17 protein-coding genes and 1 pseudogene are annotated in these 21,921 nt (G+C 63.3%); 6 read left to right on the plus strand and 12 right to left on the minus strand.

Annotation, left to right across the window (positions count from 1 at the left end):
• Positions 1–65 precede the first annotated feature (65 nt).
• The 8 genes from BFX80_RS07050 to BFX80_RS07085 form a co-directional block, all read right to left on the minus strand.
• Entirely contained in the window at positions 66–1,373 is a 1,308-nt protein-coding gene (locus tag BFX80_RS07050; RefSeq protein WP_084208372.1) for a TRAP transporter large permease, read from the minus strand.
• Positions 1,370–1,987, minus strand: a complete 618-nt coding sequence (locus BFX80_RS07055; protein ID WP_077377595.1) for a TRAP transporter small permease — start codon at positions 1,985–1,987, stop codon at positions 1,370–1,372. Before BFX80_RS07055 ends, BFX80_RS07050 begins: the two co-directional genes overlap by 4 nt.
• A 155-nt stretch (positions 1,988–2,142) precedes the next feature.
• The gene (locus BFX80_RS07060; protein ID WP_084208373.1) at positions 2,143–3,207 is read right to left on the minus strand and encodes a TRAP transporter substrate-binding protein; all 1,065 of its coding nucleotides are present in this window, start codon (positions 3,205–3,207) and stop codon (positions 2,143–2,145) included.
• 183 nt (positions 3,208–3,390) lie between these two features.
• On the minus strand, positions 3,391–4,518 hold the full coding sequence (locus BFX80_RS07065; protein WP_084208374.1) for a LacI family DNA-binding transcriptional regulator: 1,128 nt from the start codon (positions 4,516–4,518) through the stop codon (positions 3,391–3,393).
• Between the two features lie 180 nt (positions 4,519–4,698).
• Entirely contained in the window at positions 4,699–5,712 is a 1,014-nt protein-coding gene (locus tag BFX80_RS07070; RefSeq protein WP_084209670.1) for a 2-hydroxyacid dehydrogenase, read from the minus strand.
• A gap of 193 nt (positions 5,713–5,905) precedes the next feature.
• A complete protein-coding gene (locus BFX80_RS07075; RefSeq protein ID WP_084209671.1) occupies positions 5,906–6,928 on the minus strand; it encodes a sugar kinase in 1,023 nt (340 codons plus the stop codon).
• 144 nt (positions 6,929–7,072) lie between these two features.
• Positions 7,073–8,668 carry an aldehyde dehydrogenase (NADP(+)) gene (locus BFX80_RS07080; RefSeq protein ID WP_084208375.1) on the minus strand — a complete coding sequence of 532 codons (1,596 nt, stop codon included), beginning with the start codon at positions 8,666–8,668 and terminating at the stop codon, positions 7,073–7,075.
• Between the two features lie 222 nt (positions 8,669–8,890).
• On the minus strand, positions 8,891–9,667 hold the full coding sequence (locus tag BFX80_RS07085; protein WP_054557138.1) for an SDR family NAD(P)-dependent oxidoreductase: 777 nt from the start codon (positions 9,665–9,667) through the stop codon (positions 8,891–8,893).
• Between the two features lie 647 nt (positions 9,668–10,314).
• On the opposite strand from BFX80_RS07085, the gene BFX80_RS07090 reads away from it, so the two are divergent.
• From BFX80_RS07090 to BFX80_RS07105, 4 genes are all read left to right on the plus strand, one after another.
• Positions 10,315–11,280 carry a Bug family tripartite tricarboxylate transporter substrate binding protein gene (locus BFX80_RS07090; RefSeq protein ID WP_084208376.1) on the plus strand — a complete coding sequence of 322 codons (966 nt, stop codon included), beginning with the start codon at positions 10,315–10,317 and terminating at the stop codon, positions 11,278–11,280.
• Positions 11,281–11,356: 76 nt separating this feature from the next.
• Positions 11,357–11,827, plus strand: coding sequence for a tripartite tricarboxylate transporter TctB family protein (locus BFX80_RS07095; RefSeq protein ID WP_084208377.1), 471 nt, complete (start codon positions 11,357–11,359; stop codon positions 11,825–11,827).
• Positions 11,827–13,347, plus strand: coding sequence for a tripartite tricarboxylate transporter permease (locus BFX80_RS07100; protein WP_240499699.1), 1,521 nt, complete (start codon positions 11,827–11,829; stop codon positions 13,345–13,347). Before BFX80_RS07095 ends, BFX80_RS07100 begins: the two co-directional genes overlap by 1 nt.
• A gap of 161 nt (positions 13,348–13,508) precedes the next feature.
• Positions 13,509–14,210, plus strand: coding sequence for a FadR/GntR family transcriptional regulator (locus BFX80_RS07105; protein WP_077377578.1), 702 nt, complete (start codon positions 13,509–13,511; stop codon positions 14,208–14,210).
• Between the two features lie 121 nt (positions 14,211–14,331).
• Here BFX80_RS07105 and dauA read toward each other — a convergent pair whose 3' ends face one another.
• On the minus strand, positions 14,332–16,134 hold the full coding sequence (dauA, locus tag BFX80_RS07110) for a C4-dicarboxylic acid transporter DauA (protein ID WP_084208378.1): 1,803 nt from the start codon (positions 16,132–16,134) through the stop codon (positions 14,332–14,334).
• 295 nt (positions 16,135–16,429) lie between these two features.
• Between dauA and BFX80_RS07115 the strand changes: the two genes are divergently transcribed.
• Positions 16,430–16,618 (plus strand): CopG family transcriptional regulator, encoded by a 189-nt coding sequence (locus BFX80_RS07115; protein WP_084208379.1) that lies wholly within the window; start codon positions 16,430–16,432, stop codon positions 16,616–16,618.
• Positions 16,619–16,808: 190 nt separating this feature from the next.
• Here the strand turns inward: BFX80_RS07115 and BFX80_RS07120 are convergent, their stop codons facing one another.
• A complete protein-coding gene (locus BFX80_RS07120) occupies positions 16,809–18,095 on the minus strand; it encodes an NAD(P)/FAD-dependent oxidoreductase (protein WP_084208380.1) in 1,287 nt (428 codons plus the stop codon).
• A 244-nt stretch (positions 18,096–18,339) separates the two neighbouring features.
• Positions 18,340–19,767: a sodium:solute symporter family protein gene (locus BFX80_RS07125; protein WP_084208381.1), complete on the minus strand. Its 1,428-nt coding sequence runs from the start codon at positions 19,765–19,767 to the stop codon at positions 18,340–18,342.
• A 228-nt stretch (positions 19,768–19,995) separates the two neighbouring features.
• On the opposite strand from BFX80_RS07125, the pseudogene BFX80_RS07130 reads away from it, so the two are divergent.
• Positions 19,996–20,826: pseudogene (locus BFX80_RS07130) on the plus strand (LysR family transcriptional regulator); the annotation flags it as partial.
• A 34-nt stretch (positions 20,827–20,860) separates the two neighbouring features.
• Here BFX80_RS07130 and BFX80_RS18110 read toward each other — a convergent pair.
• Positions 20,861–21,847 (minus strand): LysR substrate-binding domain-containing protein, encoded by a 987-nt coding sequence (locus tag BFX80_RS18110; protein ID WP_084208383.1) that lies wholly within the window; start codon positions 21,845–21,847, stop codon positions 20,861–20,863.
• Positions 21,848–21,921 lie beyond the last annotated feature (74 nt).

The following is a 21,921-nucleotide window of genomic DNA, read 5'->3' on the forward strand; positions in this document are numbered from 1 at the left end:
CTAGACCGGGGTGGCCGTTCTTGTTCATGAGGCCAGACAGACATGTCTGTCTGGCCAGGGAGCTGCTAGACGAAATCAGGGGCGATCAGGCGCGGGATCGCAAGCACGAATTCCGGGAACAGGATCATCAACACGATCACGGCCAGCATCACGCCCAGGTACAGCATGGTGGTCGCCATGGCCTTGAGCAGGGGGATGCCGCCGATCTTGGCGGAAATCATCAGACATAGGCCGTAGGGCGGCGTGATCAGCCCCAGGCCCAGCGCCATGACGCCGATGACACCGAACTGCACGGGGTGCACGCCTGCCGCCATCGCCAGCGGGTAGAAGATGGGTGCCATGATCGCCATCGCGGGCAGGGCGTCCATGAAGGTGCCGATCACCAGCAGCACGATGGTCATCACGATGAGCAGCACGGTCGGGTCCGTGATGCTGACGCCCGCCATCAGCTTCGGCGGAATCTGATAGAAGCTGATCAGATACCCGAAGATGGCCGCGCCCACCAGACTGAACAGCGACAGCGAGCACAGCCTGACGGTGTCGGTGGAGGCATTGAGCAGCTTGGTGAGATCCAGCTCGCGATAGATCACGAAGCCCAGCACCAGTGCGTAGACCACCGCGATCACCGCGGCTTCGGTCGGCGTCACGATGCCCAGGGTGATGCCGCCGATGATCACGATCGGAATCCCTGAGGCCAGCAGACCATCCTTGCCGGAGCTTGCCAGCTCCTTGAGGGTGGCACGCTTGCGTACCGGCACGTTGTAGCGGCGCACGTAGCGGGTATTGAGCAGCAGCTGAGCCACGCCGATCATCACGCCGGGCAGAATGCCGCCGAGAAACAGGCCGGCGATCGACGTGTTGGTCAGCGCACCCCAGACGATCATGTTGATCGACGGCGGGATGATGGTGCCCATCACGGAGGACGCGGCAGTGACCGCGACGGCGAAGCTGACCGGATAGCCTTCGCGCTTCATGGCCGGAATCAGTACCGTGCCCACGCCGGCACTGTCAGCGGTGGAGGAGCCGGAGACCCCGGCGAACAGCATGCTGACCAGCACATTGACGTGAGCCAGCGCACCACGGAAGTGGCCGACCAGTCGCATGCACAGCGTGATCAGGCGGTCGGTGATCCTCGCGGCATTCATCAGGTTGCCGGCGAGCAGGAACAGCGGCACGGCCAGCAGCACGAAGGAATCCATGCCGTTGTACATGCGCTGGAACATGATCCAGTAGGTCAGACGCGGGTCCAGCAGGATCAGCGTGGTCGCCGTCAGCACCAATGCCATGGCGATGGGAATGCCGATCACGATCAGGATGCCCAGCACGCCGAACAGCAGCCAGGGCATCAGGTAGAGCCAGTCCATTGGCATCATGGCAGTGTTCTCCGGTCAGTGGCGTCATGCGCATGGCCGGCGATGACGGGGGACAGGACGGCCTGCGTCTCCTCCGGCGTCGCCAGTTCTTCCGCCTCGTTGGGCGTATTGAGTGCCGCCTCCATGGCGGTCATGCCGTAGAGCCAGGCATGCAAGAGTCGCTGCAGACTGAACAGCACGATGAAGACGCCACTGACGGTGAACACCGAATAGACGTAGATCATCGACAGCCCCGAGGCCATGGCACTGCGGCGCAAGCCCGACAGCGCGAAGTCCTTGCCGTGGACGATGAACAGTACCCCCAGCAGCAGGCAGGCGAGATCACGGATCCAGCGCGTGACGAGGTCGGCGCGACTGCCGCGAGGGAAGGCTTCGAGCACGAAGTGATCGGCATGCAGCACCCCGACGGCGGTGCCCAGCATCACCATCCACTGGAAGGCGAAGCGGCTGAATTCCTCGGTCCAGAACAGGCGAGGCAGGAAGGCCAGGTTGCGACTGGCGATCTGATAGATGATGAAGACGATGAAGCTTGCCAGCAGCACCAGCAAGACGAGATAGAGCAGACGTTCGAGCGTCCGGTTCAGGCGTGAGAGCCCTGCGAGCACAGAAGGCATGGCACTGTCCTCTCAAGAAGAGTGCGAGGGAAGGAGAGCGACGACACGAGAGTGATGACACGCGAGGTGACGTGCGCCAGGGGCAGAGGAAGGTGGCGGGGCGCCTGTCCTGAGGCCAGAGTTGGCTGCAGGTGAGGCGCCCCGCCTGACATGCCTTATCTGACGGCGCGTACCTTGTCGTAGATGTCCTGCAGACCCATCTCGGCGATCACTTCCTTGAGCGGCTCGGCGACGATCTCCTGCATGCGCTCACGGTCGATCTCATGCAGCTTGGCACCCTGCTTCTCCAGCTCCGCGAGGGCTGCCGCGTCCTGCTCCAGCTGCACCTTGCGGGCGTAGGCCGCCGCTTCGTGCGCGGATTCCATCAATGTCTGCTGTTGCTGCTCATCCAGGTTGTCCCAGGACATCTTGGACATGGTCAGCAGGCGCACGGTGATGTCGTGCTCGGACAGCGCGATGTTGGGGGCGACTTCGTGGAAGCGCATGCGCAGTGTCCATTCCGGCTCATTGAGCAGGCCGTGGATCGCGCCCAGCTGGATGGCGGTGTAGATCTCCTTCCAGGCCACCACGCTCGGTTCGACCCCGAGTGCCTGCCAGGCGACGATCAACGGCTTGGTCGGATTGGTGCGCAGCTTGAGGCCCTTAAGGTCATCGAGTGAGGTGACTTCGCGCGAGCTGACGATGTGACGCTTGCCGCCACCGAAATAGGCCAGCACCTTCACATCGGTCTCGTCACTGATCTTCTGGGCGATTTCTTCCCCGACCTCGCCATCCAGCACCTTCTGCCAGTGGTCGACATCGCGATACAGGAACGGGATGGTGAACACGTTGGCGGTGGGCGAGAAATCCGTGATCAGCCCGGGGCTGACGATGGACATGTCCAGCGCGCCGGCCATCTGCTGCTCGAACATCTCGGTTTCATGGCCCAGTACCGAGTTGCCCATGATGGTCATGGTGATGTCGCCATCGGTCTTCTCGGCGAGCAGGTCTCGCAGGCGCTCGGCGCCGAGCTGGTAGGCGGTATCTTCGGTGCCGGCGTGGCCGAAGCGCAGCTCCATTGCCTGGGCGCTGGCCGAGAAGCCGAGCGTGGCGCCCAGCAGGGTGCCGGTGGTGGCCGCGACGGCCAGCCCCTTGCTCAGCCCTCTGGACAGTCGGGTGCCCACAGGTGAGCGCTGGGAAATGGCAGGGGTGGACGTAGTTGGATTGATCCAATTCAGCATGATGGCGTTTTCCTTGGCGTTGTTTGTTGTTGTGCCTTGCGTCTTTCTGTCTTTCCGTCTTGCAGTTTTGCAGTCTTGCGGCTTGCCAGACCGGCAGTCTCCAGACGGCCGGTCCATGCTCGGGGTTGCGCGGCCAGCCGATGCTCTCCAGGCATGACTCGCTGTTCAGAGAAAGCGTTGGCGTCAGTCCGGGCGAGGCATCTCGACGATGGCGTCGTCAGGACTCCCGCAGGAGCGGCGTATCTTGAGTTCCGGCGGCATGATGACGCTTTCTCGCTCGCCGCCGGGATTGGCGATCCGTCGCAATGCCAGTCGCGCCGCCTGCTCCCCGATGGCGTAGGGGTGCGTGGCGATACTGGTCAGGGGCGGGTCGCCCAGTTCGGCTTCCTCGACATCATCGGTGCCGATCACGGCACAGTCGCGACCGGGTTCCAGCCCCATCTGGCGCAGGCCCAGCATGGCACCGAAGGCCACGAGGTCGTTGTGGCAGACCACGGCCGTCGGGCGAGGGCTTTCCTGCATCAGGGTCTTGATCAGCTCATGGCCGACGCGCCGCGTCACGCCATTGCCGCGCACCAGGCGGCGATAGCTCAGGCCGTGATGATCCAGCGCGGCCTGATAACCCAGCCAGCGGTCATGACTGACCGAGTGGTCCGCGCCGCCGATGAAGGCGATGCGCTGATGGCCCAGGCTGACGAGGTGATTGACGGCCATCTCGGCCACGCGCCGGAAATCGGTACCGGCGTAATCGAAGGGCGGGGCGTCCAGATAGCGCATCACCTGGATGCAGGGCATGCCCCAGTCGGCCAGTTGATGGATCAGGTTCGGGTCTGAGTGTTCGGCGGGGCACAGCAACAGGCCATCGACACGATGTTCACGCATGCGCTCGATGAAGCGCTGCTGACGCTCAGGGGAATCCTCGCTGTTGGCGAGAAATGACACATAGCCTTCCTGATGCAGGGCGGCATCGATCCCCGCGACCATGGAGCCGAAGAAGGGGTTGGCGATGTCATAGACCACCACGCCCAGGGTCGCGGTGCGGCTGCCGCGCATGGCGGCGGCGCCACGGTTGTAGACGTAGCCCAGTGTCTTGATGGAGTCCTGGACCTTCTCGCGGGTGCGTTTCGCCACCAGCGGGCTTTCGCGCAGCACCAGCGAGACCGTGCTGCGCGAGACCTTGGCATGTGCCGCGATATCCTGAAGCGTGATGCTGCTCGAGGCGCTCTGTGATGACGGGACCTGTGATGACGGGGCCTGCGATGACACCGTGGCATCTGCCTTGGCCGGCGGTGTCGTGATGGGATCTTTCATGGCGTCTTCCCTGGGCGTTTTCTTGTTGTCATCCCGAACTCATGGCCGGGGTGGAGACGTTTTTGGATGGTTCCAAATCCATGTCCAGAGCATAGAGCAATTCGCCCGCGCTCCCCTCAGCACTTTGGTCTGGCAGCCAAGTGTCGAAGGGGCGGCGTCACCGGTATGCCGGCCACCGGTCTACCGGCGCGTCCAGCTGGCTTCATTGACCGCACTCAGCGGCGATTTCCCCGCCAGTGCCAACAGCAGGTTGTCCAGCGCACGTTGCGCCATGGCGCGGCGTGTCTCGTGGGTGGCAGAGCCGATGTGCGGCAGCGCCACGACCTGTGGCAGGCGCGTCAGCGGTGAACTTGCCGGAAGCGGCTCCTGCTCGAAGACATCCAGCCCGGCGCCGCGGATACCGCCACGCTCGAGACACTCGATCAAGGCCGCTTCATCGATGACACGCCCGCGGGCGATGTTGATCAGGATGGCGCTGGCGGGCATCAGTTCCAGCTCGCGTCTGCCGATCAGGCGTTCGGTCTGCTCGCTGAGCGGGACGGTGACGCAGACGAAATCGCTGGTCTTGAGCAAGGTGTCCAGTTCGACGCGGCTCGCGCCCAGTTCGCTCTCCAGCGCAGGCTTGGGGGAAGCATTCGAGTACTGGACCCGCATGCCGAAGCCGAGTGCACCGCGCCGCGCGATCGCCGCGCCGATACGGCCCATGCCCACCATGCCGAGTGTCTTGCCGTGCACGTCCGTACCGAAGTGAGGCGGTGTGAGGCCATGTGTCCATTGGCCGTCGCGCACCATGTTGGCCAGCTCCACCGCGCGTCGTGCCGTGGCCATGATCAACAGGAAGCCGACATCGGCAGTGGTCTCGGTCAGCACGTCCGGGGTGTTGCACAGCAGGATGCCGCGCGCGTCCATCGCCTCAAGCGGGTAGTTGTCATAGCCCACGGAGACCGTGCAGATCACCCGCAGAGCGGGGGCGGCATCCAGCAGCGCTTCCGTGATCCTGTGTCCAGAGCAGATGAGTCCGTGGGCATCGTGCAGGGCGTCGTGCAGTGCCGCATCCAGCGCCTCGGCGCTGTCATGCCCCTCCAGCAGCACGACGTCATGCCGCTCGCGCAGGGTGGCCATCTGCTCATCATCCAGCGCCTTGAGCACCACGACCTTGCGGCGGGTCACGCACTCGTCAGCGTCACTTGTCATATGGCTGCTACCTCGGGCCGAGTAGTGCTGTGCATGCATCCTTGCCTCCTTGAGAGCGTGGGCGATGAACTGACCGGCAGGCTGTCGTCAGGGGCGTGTCACCCCTGGTCGTGTCACCCTTGGTCGTGTCGCTACTGGTTGTGTCACCACTGGGTGTATCACCACTGGTTGTCATTGGAAATCGGCCGCGAACTCAGGACACGCTGACGGCATCACCCGCTTCGAGCGCCTTGAGCGTCGCGCGATCCGGCAGGCCCTCCATGTCCCCCCGCACCTGAACGGCACGGCTGCCGAGCAGATTGGCGCGATGCATGGCGTCTTTCGGCGAGAGCCCTTCAAGCAGTGCGCTGACGACACCTACCGCAAAGGCATCGCCTGCCCCCACGGTATCGACGACCTTGTCGACCCTCAGACCCGGGACGCTGAAGGCGGCTTCCTGGCCGCCGATCATCCCGCGGTAATAGCTGCCCTCAGGGCCCAGCTTGATGATGACGGCCTTGGCGCCTTGCTCGAGATAGTGGCCGGCGATGGCCTCAGGCGTCTTCTGGCCGGTCAGTCGCTCGCCTTCCGCAAGCCCCGGCAACACCCAGTCGGCGCGGCTTGCCAGCTGATTGAGGGTGTCGCGCATCTCCTGCTCGCTTGACCACAGGGTAGGGCGCAGATTGGGGTCGAAGGAGATGCTGGCACCGGACTGGCGGGCCTGTTCGAAGAGATGGAACGATAGTTCACGACAGCTGGGGGAGATGGCTGGCGGAATGCCGGTGGCATGCAGGTGACGCAGGGCGCTGAAGTCGATGCCATCGGCGTCACTGGCATTCATGCGGCTGGCGGCGCTGCCCTGACGGAAATACTCGACATGCGGATCTTCCCCCTGGCTGGCGCGTGCCTTGAACATCAGGCCGGTAGGGGCATCGCCGTCGCGGGTCAGGTGGCGACAGTCCAGCCCGTTGTCTTCCAGGGTCTGGCGCAGATAGCGCCCGAGGCTGTCGTCGCCCACGCGGCTCAGCCAGCCGACATGAAATCCCAGCCGGGCGAGGCCGATGGCCACGTTGGTATCGGCGCCGGCGATGCGTCGCTCGTAGTGCGAGACCTGTGCAAGATCGCCCTCGCTTTCGGCGACCAGCAGCGCCATGGCTTCGCCAAAGGCGAGGATTTCCAGTGGCGAGGAAGAAGAGAATGAGTATGGCGTCGATGACGCGTTGGCTTGCTCAGACATCATGGCGTGTCCTGTGTAGTTGGAGCCGTTCCTTGTGCTTGTCCTGCATGACGACACGGCTGGCGAAGCCGCGCCGTCATGGAAATTGCCGTACTGCGCATTGTCGGTCAGACGTCACTCACTGCACGTCACTTGGGCAATGACTCAGAGCTGGCGCTTGCCGTCCACCAGACGCGGCAGGCCCTGGGTGCCGTCACGCAGGGTCGGGCTCAGCAGTGCCTCAGGCAGATCCTGATAGCACACCGGACGCAGGAAGCGTTCGATGGCCGCGCTGCCCACCGAGGTGGTGCGGCTGTCAGAGGTTGCCGGCCAGGGGCCACCGTGGACCATCGCCTGACAGACTTCGACACCCGTCGGCCAGCCATTGGCGAGAATGCGACCGGCGCGACGCTCGAGCACCGGCATCAGGGTGCGGGCGGCGTCGATGTCGGCATCGTCCAGGTGCAGGGTGGCGGTCAGCTGGCCTTCCAGGTGCTCGCAGACCGCACGCATCTCGTCCAGATCGCGACAGGCGATGACCAGCGAGCTGGCACCGAAGACTTCTTCCTGCAATGCGGATTCACTCAGGAAGTCGCTGCCGGTGGTGCGGAACAGCGCGGTCTGACACGGACTTGCGTTGTCGCCATCCAGTGCGCCGCGCGCGACTTCCTGTACCTGGGGCAGGGCGGAGAGCTTCTCCACGCCACCCCGGTAGGCATCGTGGATGCCCGGCGTCAGCATCGTCTGGCAGGCACTGGCCGCGACATTGTCGGCGGCGGTCTTGAGGAAGCGCTCCAGCGCTTCGCCTTCGAGGGCCAGCACCAGTCCCGGGTTGGTGCAGAACTGGCCGGCGCCCATGTTGAGCGAGGCGATGAAGGCCTGTCCCAGCCCTTCGGCACGGGCTTCCAGCGCGGCCGGCATCAGCAGTACCGGGTTGATGCTGCTCATCTCGGCGTAGACCGGGATCGGCTGAGGACGTGCCTGGGCGGTCTTGAGCAGTGCGGTACCGCCACTGCGTGATCCGGTGAAGCCCACGGCCTGAATGCGCGGGTCATTGACCAGTGCCTGACCCAGGGTGTTGCCGCTGCCGTAGAGCAGCGAGAAGACGCCTTCCGGCAGGTTGCAACGTGTCACGGCACGCTGGATGGCGCCGCCGACCAGCTCGGACGTCCCCGGGTGAGCGGAGTGTGCCTTGACGATGACCGGGCAGCCAGCCGCCAGTGCCGAGGCGGTATCGCCACCGGCCACCGAGAAGGCCAGCGGGAAGTTGCTGGCCCCGAAGACGGCGACAGGGCCGAGGCCGATGCGACGCTGGCGCAGGTCGGCGCGCGGCATCGGGCTGCGTTCCGGCATGGCCGGGTCGATGCGCACATCCAGCCACTCACCGGCGCGCACGACGCCAGCGAACAGGCGCAGCTGACCGCAGGTACGGCCACGTTCCCCTTCCAGACGAGCCCGCGGCAGGCCGGTTTCCTGAAGGGCGCGCTCGGTGATCTGCTCGCCGATGGCCTCGATTTCCTCGGCGATGGTCTCGAGGAAGGCGGCGCGGGTTTCAGCATCCGTTTCCCGGAAGCCGTCAAAGGCGTCGTGTGCCAGCTGGCAGGCCAGCTCCACCTCACGGGCACCACCGGCCGGATAGCCCGGCGCCAGGCGCTCACCGTTGGCAGGATTGATGGCGTGTACCGGCTTGCCGTCGGCCAGCAGACTCTGCTGTCCGATGATCTGGTGGCCGCGCAGTGTCGTCTGATCGGAAGGTGACATAAGGCGTCTCTCTTTTCGTGGGGCGTTCTTTTCGTGGGCACAGTCCGGAATGTCCCGCCTCCATCGCCCTCATGGGGCGCGACGCGGGACAAGGGAATGCTCGTCTCGACTGACGGTGCATGGCGGGACTGTTGCGTGCCGACATGTCATGAGGCCGAGGGCGAGACATTCAGGCTGCTGGGGCGCGTCTCATGGGCGCGATGCCGTCGTGGGCGGTATGCCTCACGGGCACATCTGGCCGCCATTGATGTCGATCACCTGGCCCGTGATGTAGCCACTGGTGGCGTGGGAGGCGAGGAACAGGAAGGTCGGTGCACATTCCTCGGAGGTGCCGAAGCGGCCCATGGCGATGCTGCCGGCGATCTTGGCACGCAGCTCTTCGCTCTTGTCGGCGTGGAAGACGGTATCGATGGTGCCCGGCGACACGATGTTGAAGCGCACGTTGTCCTTGGTGAATTCCTTCACCCAGTTGCGGTGCAGGTTGTGCAGCATGGCCTTGGTGCCGCCGTACAGGGAGGCGCCGAGACCACCGCCCTCGCGACCCGCGATGGAGCCGGTGCTGATGACGCTGGCGGTGGTGCCGGAATCCTTGGCGGAGGCCTTCAGATGCGGCATGGCATATTTGGTCGTCATGATCGCGGAGCGCAGGTTCAGGTCCATCACCAGGTCGAAGGCGGCATCATCCAGGCTCTCGAGTCCGGCACGCACGCCCAGGCCACCAGCGTTGTTGACGAGCACGTCCATGCCGCCGAAGGCCTTGGTGAAGTCCTCGACCAGGGCGGCGCAGCCTTCGCTGGTGGACAGGTCGCGTGCGAAATATTCAAAGCGGGCACCGGTGGCTTCCATCTGGGCGATGGCGTCGCGAGCGGCGTCATCCTGCTGGCGGCTGTTGATGCCGACCACTGCCCCTTCACGGGCGAAGGCCACGGCGGCTGCCAGACCAATACCCTTGGTGGAGCCGGTGATGAGGACTTTCTTCTGCTTGAGATCGGTGAACATGTGGGATTCCTGACGGTGGAAAGCCGTACGCTCTTGGAGGCGGCATGGCGAATGAAAGGTGGAGGAAGTTGCGGCGAGCATTGGCTCCCTCTCGGCACGAGTCACCTTAGCCCAGGCAGACACGATCGACAAACAAATAATTACAACTGGCGAGTAGTGCTTTAGTGCAGTTCGCCGTTGGGTATCTCTGGATCACCCGCCAATGGCACCTGGCAGGACGCGGGCTGGTTTCGGGACAGGGCAGGCGAGCTTTCCTGGAATGAAGGAAAGGGTGATTTGTCGTGAATTGACAGATAAATAAGTAAAATCAATAAGTTATTCAGGTTTATCGTAGTCAGCCATGCGCAGGATACGCCGTGGATTGCGGCCATTGGATAAGGGTCTCGCTAGCCCGGTTCGGCTATCCTAGAGGTAGATCCCGTCAGACCCCCACGACAGCCAACCCTTACCTCCCTCCTGATGCTCATTTTTGGATTGGTCTAAAGTTCAAGTTGTCATAACTTGTAAAATTCGTGCATCCCGCTGACACTGATCTCAGTGCCTGGGGCAGCCAACGCCAACCTTCATGACGCTGTCCCACGCTGCAATGCCGCAACAGACATAGCCACGCAACGCCTCCATAACAAGACAACGAGAGAGTCTTCGCCATGCGTAAATTGTCACAAGTCCTCTGCGCCTCCGTGCTGACCCTGTCCGCTTCCGCGGTGATGGCAGCCGACTATCCCTACAAGCCCATCACGCTGATCGTGCCATGGTCTGCCGGTGGTGGCAGCGATGCGGTCGGCCGTCAGCTGGCGGCGGGTCTTCAGGAAGAGCTCGGTCAGCCTGTCAATGTGGTCAACAAGACCGGCGGTTCCGGGGTGGTGGGTCACATGTCCATGAAGATGGCGCGCCCCGACGGTTACACCCTGGGGCTTGGCACCGCAGAGATTGCCACCTACCAGCATATCGGTACCGCGCAGCTGTCCTATGAGGACTTCACGCCCATCGCGCTGCTGAATCTGGATTACGCCTCCTTCACGGTGAACGCCGATTCCGAGTGGAAGACCCTGGATGATGCGCTGTCGGCGCTGAAGGCCAATCCGAGCGATTACACCGTCTCCGGCTCCGCGCCCGGGGCTGCCTATCATCTGTCCTTCGCCGGCTTCCTGGATCAGCAGGGCATCAATCCGAATGACGTGACACTGGTGCCCAGTGAAGGTGCCGCGCCGGGTCTGCAGGAGCTGGCAGCCGGTGGTGTGGATATCGTGTTCTCCTCGCTTCCGGAAATCGAGTCCATGCGCAAGTCCGGACGCGTCAAGGCGCTGGCGGTGCTGGCCAATGATCGCGTCGATTCCTTCGAGGATGTGCCTTCTGCCAAGGAGCTGACCGGCTCCGAGTGGAGCCAGGGCTCCTGGCGTGGCCTGGTCGGGCCGAAGGGGCTGCCGGAAGAGGTGACCGCACGCCTGTCGGAAGCCACCGAGAAGGTCTGGAAGTCCGAGCAGTTCCAGGACTTCATGTCCGGTCGCGGTTACGGCACCGTCTGGGAAGATGCCGAAGGTTTCCGTGCCTTCATGAAAGATCAGGATGAGAAGAACGCTGCCACCATCGAAAAGCTGGGCCTGGCCAACTGAACGCGCGGGTCGCCGTGAGCGTCTGCCATTCAGCGTGTTCGACCGTTTCTTCCTGAGTCTTCATGAGTAACCGCACATGCGTACCAACGACAAGGTCACGGGTGTGGTGACGGCAGCCTTTGGGGCTGCCGTCATATATGCCTCCCTCGACTTGAAGAACCTGCCGCGCCAGGAATATGGGGCCGGTACCTTTCCCACGGTCATCGGCGCACTGCTGATGCTGTTCGGAGCCATCCTGCTCGTCCGTGGGCTGCGCAATCGTGAAGTCTGGTTTGCCTGGCAGCACCCTGTGCCGCTGATCACCTTCATCATGACATTGGCGGCCATCTGCGCCTCCATCGTGGCCTATATCTACCTGACGCCAGTCATCGGTTTCCCGGTGGTGTCCTTCGTGCTGCTCACGTTGCTGCTCTATGCCTTCCATCATCGTCGCTGGTTGCCTGCCGGGGGTATCGCGCTGGTGGCCACGGGAGTGATCTGGGAAGTCTTCGGGCAATTGCTGCACGTTCCGCTTGAGCTGGGCCTGCTGGAAAAGGTGATCTACTGATGAGTGACTTACTGCAAGCCGCCACGATGGTGTTCACGTGGGAAGTGATGCTGATCATTCTGGCAGCCTCCCTCTTCGGGCTCTTCATGGGCGCCATCCCTGGCCTGACGGCCACCATGGCCACGGCACTGCTGGTGCCGGTCACCTTCTTCATGGAGCCGCTGCCGGCCATCGCCGCCATCGTGTCCGCGACTGCCATGGCCATCGTGGCCGGCGACATTCCCGGGGCGTTATTGAGGATTCCCGGCACACCAGCCTCGGCGGTCTATACCGAGGAAGCCTATGCGATGGGCAAGCAGGGCAAGGTCGGGCTGGCACTGGGGCTGAACGTGACCTGCTCGATGATCGGTGGGGTGATCGGGGTGCTGATCCTGGCCTTCTTCGCGCCGCGCATTGCCGAGTTCGCCATCCAGTTCACCAGTGACGAATATTTCTGGCTGGCGCTGCTGGGGCTTTCCTGCGCGATCCTCGTCTCCGGCAGTGACCCGCTCAAGGGCGGGATCTCGATGCTGGCGGGTCTGGTCATCGCGATGGTGGGCATGGACAGCGTCTCGGGTCAGATGCGTTTCACCTTCGGCAACTATGACCTGCTGGCCGGTATCTCCATTCTGCCGGTGCTGATCGGACTGTTCGCGATTTCCGAGCTGATCCGTCGCATGCCGGAAACCCGCAATACCGCGCCGCTGGTGCCGCCCGTCATCAAGCGTCCCTTCGAAGGCGTTGGCGCAGCGCTCTGGAAATACAAGGGCGGTGTCGTTCGCGGCGGTGCCCTGGGGACCGTGATCGGGGCCTTGCCGGGCGCCGGTGCCGATATCGCGTCCTGGATCAGCTACGCCGTGAGTCGCAAGCTCTCCAAGACACCGGAGAAGTTCGGCAAGGGACATCCGGAAGGCCTGGTCTCGGCCAGTTCCGCCAACAATGCCTCGTTGTCCGGTGCCTATATTCCGGCCCTGGTCTTCGGGATCCCGGGGGATACGGTCACGGCGATCATCATCGGCGTCCTGATGACCAAGGGCATCACGCCGGGTCCTGACGTCTTCGTCGACCAGGCGCCGTTGGTCAATGCCATCTTCATGGTCTTCGTGCTGGCCAATCTGCTGCTGTTGCCACTGGGCTTCATGGCGATTCGCGGGGCGCGACACATCCTGTCGATTCCCACCGGTATCCTGTTCCCGCTGATCCTGATGTTCTGCATCGTCGGGGCGTTCGCAGCCAACAATGCGATGTTCGATATCTGGATCATGCTCGGTATCGGCCTGGTGGGCTTCTTCATGGCCGAGAACGACTTCCCCGTCGGGCCGATGATTCTGGCGGTGATTCTGGGGCCGATCGTCGAGAGCAACTTCATGCGCTCGATTCTCAAGTCCAATGGGGATCTGACGGCCTTCGTGGATCGTCCCATCGCCATGGTGCTGGCGATTGCCGCAGTGGCGGTCTGGACCATGATCATCGTCAACGGGGTGAAAGCAGGGCGTCGAGTACCGCAGACACCGGCATCGGAGCTCCCTCAGGATGCCTGAGTGAGATGACGCGTCGGACCGAGAGGGACTTGCGGGGGAGCACCCATTGAGGGGGCTGCCCCGTAGCCTTTCCTCATGCGGCAGGGTTTCCGGTAGAATCGCACACCATCTGACATGCCTGAAGGTGGACCAAGAGTGATGAGAAAGGGCGACATGACACGATGAGTGACGCAGCCAAGCATTCACTGTCGTTGGTGGTCTACGAGAAGATACTCGCCGCCATCATCAGCGGTGACTATCCCGTCAACAAGAAGCTGCCGACCGAGGCGCGCCTCTGCGAGCTGTATGAGGTATCCCGCCCGGTACTGCGGGATGCCCTGGCGCGTCTGCGCGAGGACAATCTCGTCGTGTCGCGGCGAGGGTCTGGCAGTTTCGTCATCAATCGGCCTGACAGTGCCGTGCTCGAGTTCGCTCGGATCTCCAGCATCGCCGACATACAACGCTGCTTCGAGTTTCGCACCAATGTCGAGGCCAGTGCGGCGGGCCTCGCCGCGCAGCGGCGCACGCCAGAGCAGCTGGAGCACATACGTCAGCGTTTCGAGGCCATCAATCAGGCCAACCTCAATCATGATCGCGCCTCCGAGGAAGACTTCGAGTTCCACCTCGCGATTACCGAAGCCGCCAGCAATCACTACTACGCCACCGTGCTGCGTTCGCTGAATCAGAGCATCAAGGAAGGCATGAACTTGACGCGCGGTCTGTCACTGCGTGCCTCCGAGGAGCGCCTGCGGATCGTCCAGGATGAGCATCAGGCGATCATCGATGCGATCGCCGGCAAGGATTCACCCGCCGCGGAAAGCGCCATGCGTGCCCATCTCGAGGGGGCGCGTCGGCGTATGTTCGAGGGGGTGCACACGCCCTAGTCTCACAGGGGGCGGGCGCTCCACCTGCCATTTCAGCTCCACGACAATGCCTCTGATCATTCCCGGTCAGAGGCATTGTCGTCTCTGGAGCGCAATGCTGTCCCCGTGATGGCTGCGCTCGTCACTCGTCTGCCAGCCAGCGCCGTGCGACCGCGAAGGCGCGTGGCAGGTTGCGGCACCAGGTCAGCTCTCCCGTGCGCTTGCGAATGCCGGCCCGGCGCAGCTTAACGATCAGATGGCTGGGGAGCCCCGACAGGACCAGCGCCACGTGCTGGTGGCGCATGTCATCGATCAGTGACTGCAGAGCGACGATGGCCGTGCCGTCCATGCTGGGTACATCGGCCATGTCGAGAATCACGATCTGGACCTTGTCATCGACCAGGCGCAGCGAGGTCAGTGCCTTTTCCGCCACGCCGAAGAACAGGGGGCCGTCGATGTCATAGAGCGCAATCGCTCGGGTGTCTTCTCCCCGGGCATGCGTCTGGCGTGGAGGATCGCTCTCTGGCGCATCGTTCTCTGGCGTGTCTGTCTCTGGCATGTCAATGATCTGACGGGTCTGGGTGAGCTGCATCATGCGGCGGATGAACAGCGCCGCCGCCAGGCCGATGCCAACCGCCACCGCCAGTACCATGTTGAACAGCACGGTAAGGCCGAAGCAGATCAACAGGATCGCCACGTCACCACCGGGGGCAGAGCGCAAGGTATGCACGAAGTGACGAGCCTCGCTCATGTTCCAGGCGACGATGAACAGCAAGGCGGCCAGTGTGGCCATCGGCACTTTTCCCAGCAGTTCCGCCAGCGCGATCACCGCCAGCAGCACCACCGCGGAATGCACCACGGCGGCCAGCGGTGAGCGGGCACCACACCGGATGTTGGTGGCCGTGCGAGCGATGGCGGCGGTGGCGGTGATGCCTCCGAACAGCGGCGCCACCAGGTTGCCCAGCCCCTGGCCGATCAGTTCGGCATCCGGATCATGGCGTGTCCTGGTCAGTCCATCAGACACGACCGAGCACAGCAGGGATTCGATGGCGCCCAGCATGGCGATGGCGATGGCAGGCCCCAGCAATGCGCGGATCAGGGTGAAATCCAGTGGCAGTGGATATCCGTCCGCTCCGGGCAGGTGCCAGGGGGCCAGAAATGCCGGGGCAATCGGAGGGATGCCATTGCCACTGTCGTTCAGCGTTTCCCAGCTGAAGCGTGAGGCAATGGTCTGCACCAGCATTTCATGTGAGTCATCGCCCAGGCCGTGATTGACGGCGTAGGCGGCAAGTGCCCCGACGAACAGGCCCACAAGCGGCGCGGGAATCGGGAGGTGAAGTCGCGGCCATAGCAGCATGACCACCAGCGAAAAGACCCCGATGGACAGTTCGAAAGGATTCAGTGTCGGCAGGGCGGCCAGAATCTGACCGACGTTCTCCACGAAGTGCTCGCCGAGCTGACCGACACTCAGCCCCAGGAAGTCAGGCACCTGCAAGACAGCAATCACGACGGCGATACCCGCGGTAAAACCCAGCACGACGGGATAGGGCACGAACTGGATGAGTCGCCCCATGCGCGCCAGCCCCAGCATGACCAGTATGGCGCCCGCCATCATGGTGGCGATCAGCAGGCCACCGAGCCCGTACTGCTGAACGATGGGGAACAGGATCACCACGAAGGCCGCTGTCGGGCCGGAGACGTTGACGCGTGAGCCGCCCGTGATGGCAATGATCGCCCCCGCGACGATGGCCGTGTACAAGCCATGCTGTGGTGCGACGCCGGCGGCGATGGCCAGTGCCATGGACAGCGGCACCGCCACGGTGCCGATGGTCAGCCCGGCCAGGATATCCTGGCGGAGATCGGTGAGGCCGTAGCCTGAGTGCCAGGCGGAGCGCAGGCCGGTGGCGATGCGGGGGAGGCGCATGGGAGAGCGCTTGGGGGTCATGGTGGTGGGTCCTCGCGGAGGGAGACGCTACGCTGACTCTGGTGCTGGCGTGTCAGGGCATGGCGTGACATGTCCGAACACGACGAATGCATCAGGCAGCAGCAGGGCGGTCGTCCTGGACTGTCTGCCCTGTCATGACGATCTCATGATAAAGAGATGGTAAAAACATTAACATGTCATTGGCATGTTCGTCATCCGCCCCCCAGTGTCAGAGAGCTGGCCTGTCGGGATTGGCTTGTCTGTACCGGACCCTCGGTATTACCATCAGATGTTAATGGTTTCGGGAGAGCCGAGGATGGAAAAGAAGACCGCACGTCTGACCCTGATGATTGACCCCCACAAGAAGCAGGCCTTCGAGCAACTGTGTGCCACGCAGGACCAGACGCCCTCTCAGGTCGTTCGTCAGTTGATCCGCGAGTATCTGCAGGCACATGGTGTCGAGTACGCCTCCCAGCCCGGGCGTCCGCAACCGCCATCTTCCTGAAAGAACGGGTGTGAAGGGCGTTCTGGCAAGCCGTGACTTGGTCTTCGCTGAAGTGGCCTGTGCTGACAAGCTCTGCGCTGACAAGCTCTGCGCTGACGCAAGAGACAAGAAGCCCCTGACAGGCGAACCTGTCAGGGGCTTTCACGTTCATGGGCCAGGCCATTCACCCAGCTCTCTCAGATAGGCGAGATCATTGGCAGAACCTGACTGGTGACAGGCTGCGCGCGTAGTCCGGCAGGGGCTCGCCTGCCACCATCCGGGCCACGATATCCCCTGTCTCGGCCGAGAGTGTCAGGCCCAGATGGCCGTGCCCGTAAGCGAGAAGCAGGCCGGGGCAGCCAGGCATTTCGCCCACTACCGGCAGGCCATCGGGGGTGGAGTGGCGCACCCCCATCCAGTGGCGGGCGACGTCGAGGGGCTGACCGAAGAGTGTCTCGCCCCATCGTGTGAGGGCTTGCCAGCGCTGTGGCGAGGCGGGGCGCGACGGCGCACAGAACTCGGTGGTGCCCGCCAGGCGAATGCCTTCCGCCATTGGCGAGGCGTAGAAGTGATGCGCCAGCCAGCCTACCGGGCGTGAGAGTGGCAGCTGGGTGGCGAGTTCGATGTGATAGCCGCGCTCACTGACCACCGGCAGACGCTTGCCGAGTCCCGCCAGTAGTGTGTTGCTCGCGATACCGGCACAGACCACGACATGCGGGACCTCGTGGGAGGTGGTGGCGGTGTCGATGTGCCAACCACCACTGGTCAGCGGCGTGAGGGCGTCGACCTGCTGCGCCGTCCACTCAAGGCCACCTTCTTCCAGCTGTACGAAGAGTTGGTGGCTGAGTGACAGCGGGCTGGTGAGGTGGCGGGTGTCAGGGAAGAACAGGCCGCCTGCCAGCCCCTTCGGGTTGAGCGACGGTTCCATGTCCCGCAGCTGGCTCGCGCCCAGCGCCTGACATTCGACCCCGTCACGGCGCTTGGCCTGGGCCATCTTCTCCAGCGCCGGCGGGGTGATGGCGGTGTCGCGCTGGATCTGCAGGCAGCCTGTCTGGCTGGCCAGCGCAGTGGTGGCTTTGGTCTGCAGGTCATCGATCAGGGCATGCTGACGTTCGACGGCATTGGCCAGCAAGGCAATCAGATCTGCCTTGTGGCGCTGGAAATTGGTGGGCGTTGCCGCCTTGAGGAAACGCCAGCCGAAGTCCGCCAGGGCGGGGGTGTGGCGCAGGGCGATGGCAAGGGAGGGCTGCCTGCTCAGCAGGTGGCCCGGCAGCTGGCGCAGTGTGTCGCCGCTGGCCATCGGCGAGGTGGCGTAGTTGGCGATCAGACCGGCGTTGCCGAAGGAGGTGCCTTCACCGACGGGATTCGGGTCATACAAATGAACGTGATAGCCACGTGCCTGCAAGGCGCGGCAGGTCGCTAGGCCGATGATGCCGGCGCCGATGACGGCAATGCTGTCGTGGCTCGACACTCGGGCGGCGGGGGATTGCGGGGTCATCGCGCGTACTCTCTTTGCCGGTCATGCCGGGCGGATTGCCCGACATGATCAGCGTGATGAAGACGGTGTGAGGGTCGTGACAGGGCCATGACAGAGCTTGGAAAGCCTTGGTCGAGCGGCACAGACCCTGCCGATGGCTCAGTTGTCGCGGTAGAACTTCCAGGAGGCGATGGCGATGACCACGGCGGTGAGGATGCTCAGCAGACAGATGGTGTAGAGAGTGAATCCGAACATGGTCAGGTCCTCAGGAGTGGGTGGGCTGGATCGGGGCGTTCTTGCCGTTGTGGTCTGGCGCCGCGTTCAAGAACTGGTAGACGAGGGTGAAGACCACGATATTGACGATGACGCCAGCAATCAGTGGGGTGAGCCCGGTGAGGGCTTCCAGTTCCAGGCCACTCCATTTCCACATGCTGGTGGCCAGGGCGCCGGCGATCATCGCGGCCACACCAGCACGCTTGCAGCGAATCCTGAACAGCACGGCGAAGATGAACGGCAGCAGGATGGTCGGCGCCCACAGGGCGTAGCTCAGCAGCAGCGCATCGATGATCGAGGTGGCGTAAAGCGCGAACACGATGGCGCCCAGGCCGATGGCCAGATTGACGCCGCGCTCGATCCACAGCTGTTGCTTGCCGGACATGGCGGGGTTGATGAAGGGCTTGTAGATGTCGGTGACGAAGATGACCGCTGCCGAGTTCAGATAGGAATCCGCCGTTGACATCACCACCGCCAGCAGTGAGGCCAGCACCAGCCCGGTCAGCCCCAGCGGCAGAGCGTCGCGGATCAGTTCCGGCATGGCCTGATCCGGCGAGATCTGCGGATAGAGCACCAGCGCGATCAAGCCGATGGTGGAGCTGACGGCATAGAACAGCAGACCGAAACCACCGGCCAGCGAGTAGCCGATCCTGGCATGACGGGAATCCGGTGCGGACAGGGCGCGCTGGGTGTAGGGCGGGACGAGGGTCTCGCCAAGCAGGAAGGCGATGAAGATGCTGAGGAACATCGGCGGCGTGTAATCGCCCATGAGGCTGAAGTGCTCGCTGGGGAGCGCGGCGATCAAGGCCTCGGGGCCACCGATCTTGTCGAGCCCGACGATCATGGTGATGGGCAGGAAGACCGCTAGCATCACGAACTGCACCACGTCAGTCTGGATCACGGCCCACATGCCGCCGGCCGTGGAGTACACCAGTACCACTGCCATGCCAATCAGGATGCCGGTGCTGATCTCGATGCCCAGGATGGCATTGAAGACGGTGCCGATGGCCAGCGCCTGGGCGCCGAGGATGCCGATGCAGAAGATCAGCGAGAAGATGCCGGTCAATAGGCGAGCGCTGCGACCATAGTGATGCGCCATGATGTCGCCGACCGTCTGTGCCCCTGCATAACGCTTGAGGCGTGGCGCGATGTAGAGGCCCGCGATGATGGTGGCGATGGGGAAGGCGGAGGCCGCGAACATGAAGGCGTAGCCTTCGTCGAAGGCCTTGCCGGCGCGACCCATCGAGGCACCCCCGCCGAGGAAGGAAGCGGCGAGCGTGGCGAACAGCACCGGCCAGATGATCTTGTTGCCGGCGACAGCGAAGTCGGCACTGCTGGATGTCTTCCTGGCACTGCGATAGCCGATATACAGCAAGATGGCGAAATACAGCAGTAGCCCCATGAGGTCGATCGTGTGCATTGTCTGTGGCCCTTTGTTGTTGGTTATGAGGGTCTGGTCAGCTTCCTCCCGCTGGGGGTATAAGCACAACTAAAGGCTGTCTATTAAGTCATAAGAACAATTTAGAGCCTATTCACGAGAGGCTAGTCTTGAGCATCCAGTCCCAAGCGTCCATTCTTGAACACTAGGCACGAGGGCCTTGCCACGAGAGTCCCGTCACGAGAGCCCCGCCACAAGAGCCCAGTTGTCATGAAACTCAGACATAACCTGCGTCAGTTGCAGATCTTCCAGGAAGTGGTGCGCACGGGCAGTCTCTCCCAGGCAGCGCGTCGGCTTGGCTTGACGCAACCGGCGGTGAGCACGGCGATCGCCAATCTGGAGAGTGACGTCGGGTTTCTGCTCTTTCGCCGCAACCACTATGGCACCCAGTTGACACCGGAAGCCGTCCATCTGGCGGAGGGTGTCGACAAGGTGCTGGCATCGGTGGGGCATCTGGATGAACTGACGGATGGTCTGCGTGATGGTCACGCCGGCAAGCTCACCGTGGCCTCGATGCCGGGGCTTTCGCCGACGGTGATGCCTCGAGTGATGTCACGCTATCTTGCCGACTTCCCCAGGAGCCGTCTGTCGCTGCAGACGTTCAGTTCACGCAAGATCGCCGAGTGGGTCGCCGAGGGCCAGTTTGACCTCGGGGTCATCGAGGCAGACGCCGCGGTCGAGGAGCTGGTGCTGGAGGAGTATCAGCTCTGCATGGCACTGGCCGTGCCTGTCATGCATCCGCTGGCGCAACGCGAGGTCTTGTTCCCACAGGATCTGGCCGGGGAAACCATCATCACGCTGGATCAGCACCATCAGAGTACCTTGAAGCTAGCGCGTGCCTTTCAGCAGGCAGGCATGACGCTGCAGGCAAGCATCGAGACGCATCTGTTTCCCTCGGTCGCGATGCTTGTCAATGAAGGGATAGGCATTGCCTTGATCGATCCGGTGACGGCGGAGGCGATGCTGGCGCGGCGCGATTGCCAGCTGCGCGTGGTGCCATTCGCGCCGACCATCAACCTGGATGTCGCGCTGGTCACCTCGCGTTTTCATCCCGTCTCGCGTCAGGGGCAGCGCTTCATGCCCTATCTGACGGCGGAGCTTGCTGCCTGGCAGCAGCGCTCTCATCGTCTTCATGGCCTGCCCCTTGAGGCGGGCGCTGCCCCAGCAACCAGCGGGAAAAGCGCTGTGCGGCCTGACTCATGTGGCGATGTTGAGGAGTGAGCAGCGAGAAGGTGCCGATACTGGGCAGGGCATGTGGCAATGCCTTGACCAGCCGGCCTGCAGCAATGTCCTCACCGAGCAGGCGTGACCAGCACAGGATGACCCCCTGGCCGGCGAAGGCGGCATGGATCAGCAGCTGATAGCTGTTGGCACGCAGACTGTGGGCGGGTGACTGCCAGTCGAGGCCTAGCGATTGATACCAGTGCTGCCAGGTCAGCCAGTCCTTGAAGAAGTCCTCGACCACCAGCAGGGTGTGGTTGGCGAGCATGTCCTCAGCGTCGTGAATGGGGCCGTAGCGGTCGAGATAGGCAGGACTGCAGACGGCGATGACATCCTCTTCAGGAAAGATGGCTTCCGCGCTCAGGCCGGGCGGGTCTATCTCGTTGCTGAGGTGGTAGTAGATGCCCAGATCGAATTCGGCGAGGTCCAGGCGGTAGGGGTCTTCCACCGTCAGGATGCGCAGTTCGATGTCGGGGTGGGCGTCGCGAAAGTCGGTCAGCTTGCGGGCAAGCCAGGTGGAGGCGACGGTCGGGCTGGTGGCGAGGGTGAGCTGACGCTCATTGCCACGGCGGCGCTGACGAGTGGTTTCATCGGCGAGTTCGCGCAGCACGCGCCGAATCACACGGTAATAGTCTTCCCCGGCGGGAGTGGTGCGCAGGCCATCAGGATCACGCTCGAACAGCGGACGGCCGAGGTCATCCTCCAGACGCTTGATCTGGCGGCTGATGGCACTCTGGGTCAGGTTGAGCTCGCGTCCGGCCTGCGTGAAGCTGCCGTGACGGGCAGCGGCCTCGAAGGCGCGCAGACATTGCAGCGGAGGGAGGGCATCACGGGCCGGCATGCGAGTCCTTTGAGCAAAGCGTGAAATGGCTCGGCCAAGGATAGCATGACGACCCGTGAGGCTCGTGGTGCGTT

The sequence above is a fragment of the Cobetia marina genome (assembly GCF_001720485.1).
Taxonomy (GTDB): Bacteria; Pseudomonadota; Gammaproteobacteria; order Pseudomonadales; family Halomonadaceae; genus Cobetia; species Cobetia marina.

What these genes read in the sequence shown, in the direction of transcription:
- BFX80_RS07055 (WP_077377595.1), bottom strand. Translation starts at nt 1,987, where the DNA reads ATGCCTTCTGTGCTCGCAGGGCTCTCACGCCTGAACCGGACGCTCGAA.
- BFX80_RS07095 (WP_084208377.1), top strand. Translation starts at nt 11,357, where the DNA reads ATGCGTACCAACGACAAGGTCACGGGTGTGGTGACGGCAGCCTTTGGG.
- BFX80_RS07120 (WP_084208380.1), bottom strand. Translation starts at nt 18,095, where the DNA reads ATGACCCCGCAATCCCCCGCCGCCCGAGTGTCGAGCCACGACAGCATT.
- BFX80_RS07060 (WP_084208373.1), bottom strand. Translation starts at nt 3,207, where the DNA reads ATGCTGAATTGGATCAATCCAACTACGTCCACCCCTGCCATTTCCCAG.
- BFX80_RS07090 (WP_084208376.1), top strand. Translation starts at nt 10,315, where the DNA reads ATGCGTAAATTGTCACAAGTCCTCTGCGCCTCCGTGCTGACCCTGTCC.
- dauA (WP_084208378.1), bottom strand. Translation starts at nt 16,134, where the DNA reads ATGACCCCCAAGCGCTCTCCCATGCGCCTCCCCCGCATCGCCACCGGC.
- BFX80_RS18110 (WP_084208383.1), bottom strand. Translation starts at nt 21,847, where the DNA reads ATGCCGGCCCGTGATGCCCTCCCTCCGCTGCAATGTCTGCGCGCCTTC.
- BFX80_RS07125 (WP_084208381.1), bottom strand. Translation starts at nt 19,767, where the DNA reads ATGCACACGATCGACCTCATGGGGCTACTGCTGTATTTCGCCATCTTG.
- BFX80_RS07085 (WP_054557138.1), bottom strand. Translation starts at nt 9,667, where the DNA reads ATGTTCACCGATCTCAAGCAGAAGAAAGTCCTCATCACCGGCTCCACC.
- BFX80_RS07105 (WP_077377578.1), top strand. Translation starts at nt 13,509, where the DNA reads ATGAGTGACGCAGCCAAGCATTCACTGTCGTTGGTGGTCTACGAGAAG.
- BFX80_RS07080 (WP_084208375.1), bottom strand. Translation starts at nt 8,668, where the DNA reads ATGTCACCTTCCGATCAGACGACACTGCGCGGCCACCAGATCATCGGA.
- BFX80_RS07065 (WP_084208374.1), bottom strand. Translation starts at nt 4,518, where the DNA reads ATGAAAGATCCCATCACGACACCGCCGGCCAAGGCAGATGCCACGGTG.
- BFX80_RS07070 (WP_084209670.1), bottom strand. Translation starts at nt 5,712, where the DNA reads ATGACAAGTGACGCTGACGAGTGCGTGACCCGCCGCAAGGTCGTGGTG.
- BFX80_RS07115 (WP_084208379.1), top strand. Translation starts at nt 16,430, where the DNA reads ATGGAAAAGAAGACCGCACGTCTGACCCTGATGATTGACCCCCACAAG.
- BFX80_RS07050 (WP_084208372.1), bottom strand. Translation starts at nt 1,373, where the DNA reads ATGATGCCAATGGACTGGCTCTACCTGATGCCCTGGCTGCTGTTCGGC.
- BFX80_RS07075 (WP_084209671.1), bottom strand. Translation starts at nt 6,928, where the DNA reads ATGTCTGAGCAAGCCAACGCGTCATCGACGCCATACTCATTCTCTTCT.
- BFX80_RS07100 (WP_240499699.1), top strand. Translation starts at nt 11,827, where the DNA reads ATGAGTGACTTACTGCAAGCCGCCACGATGGTGTTCACGTGGGAAGTG.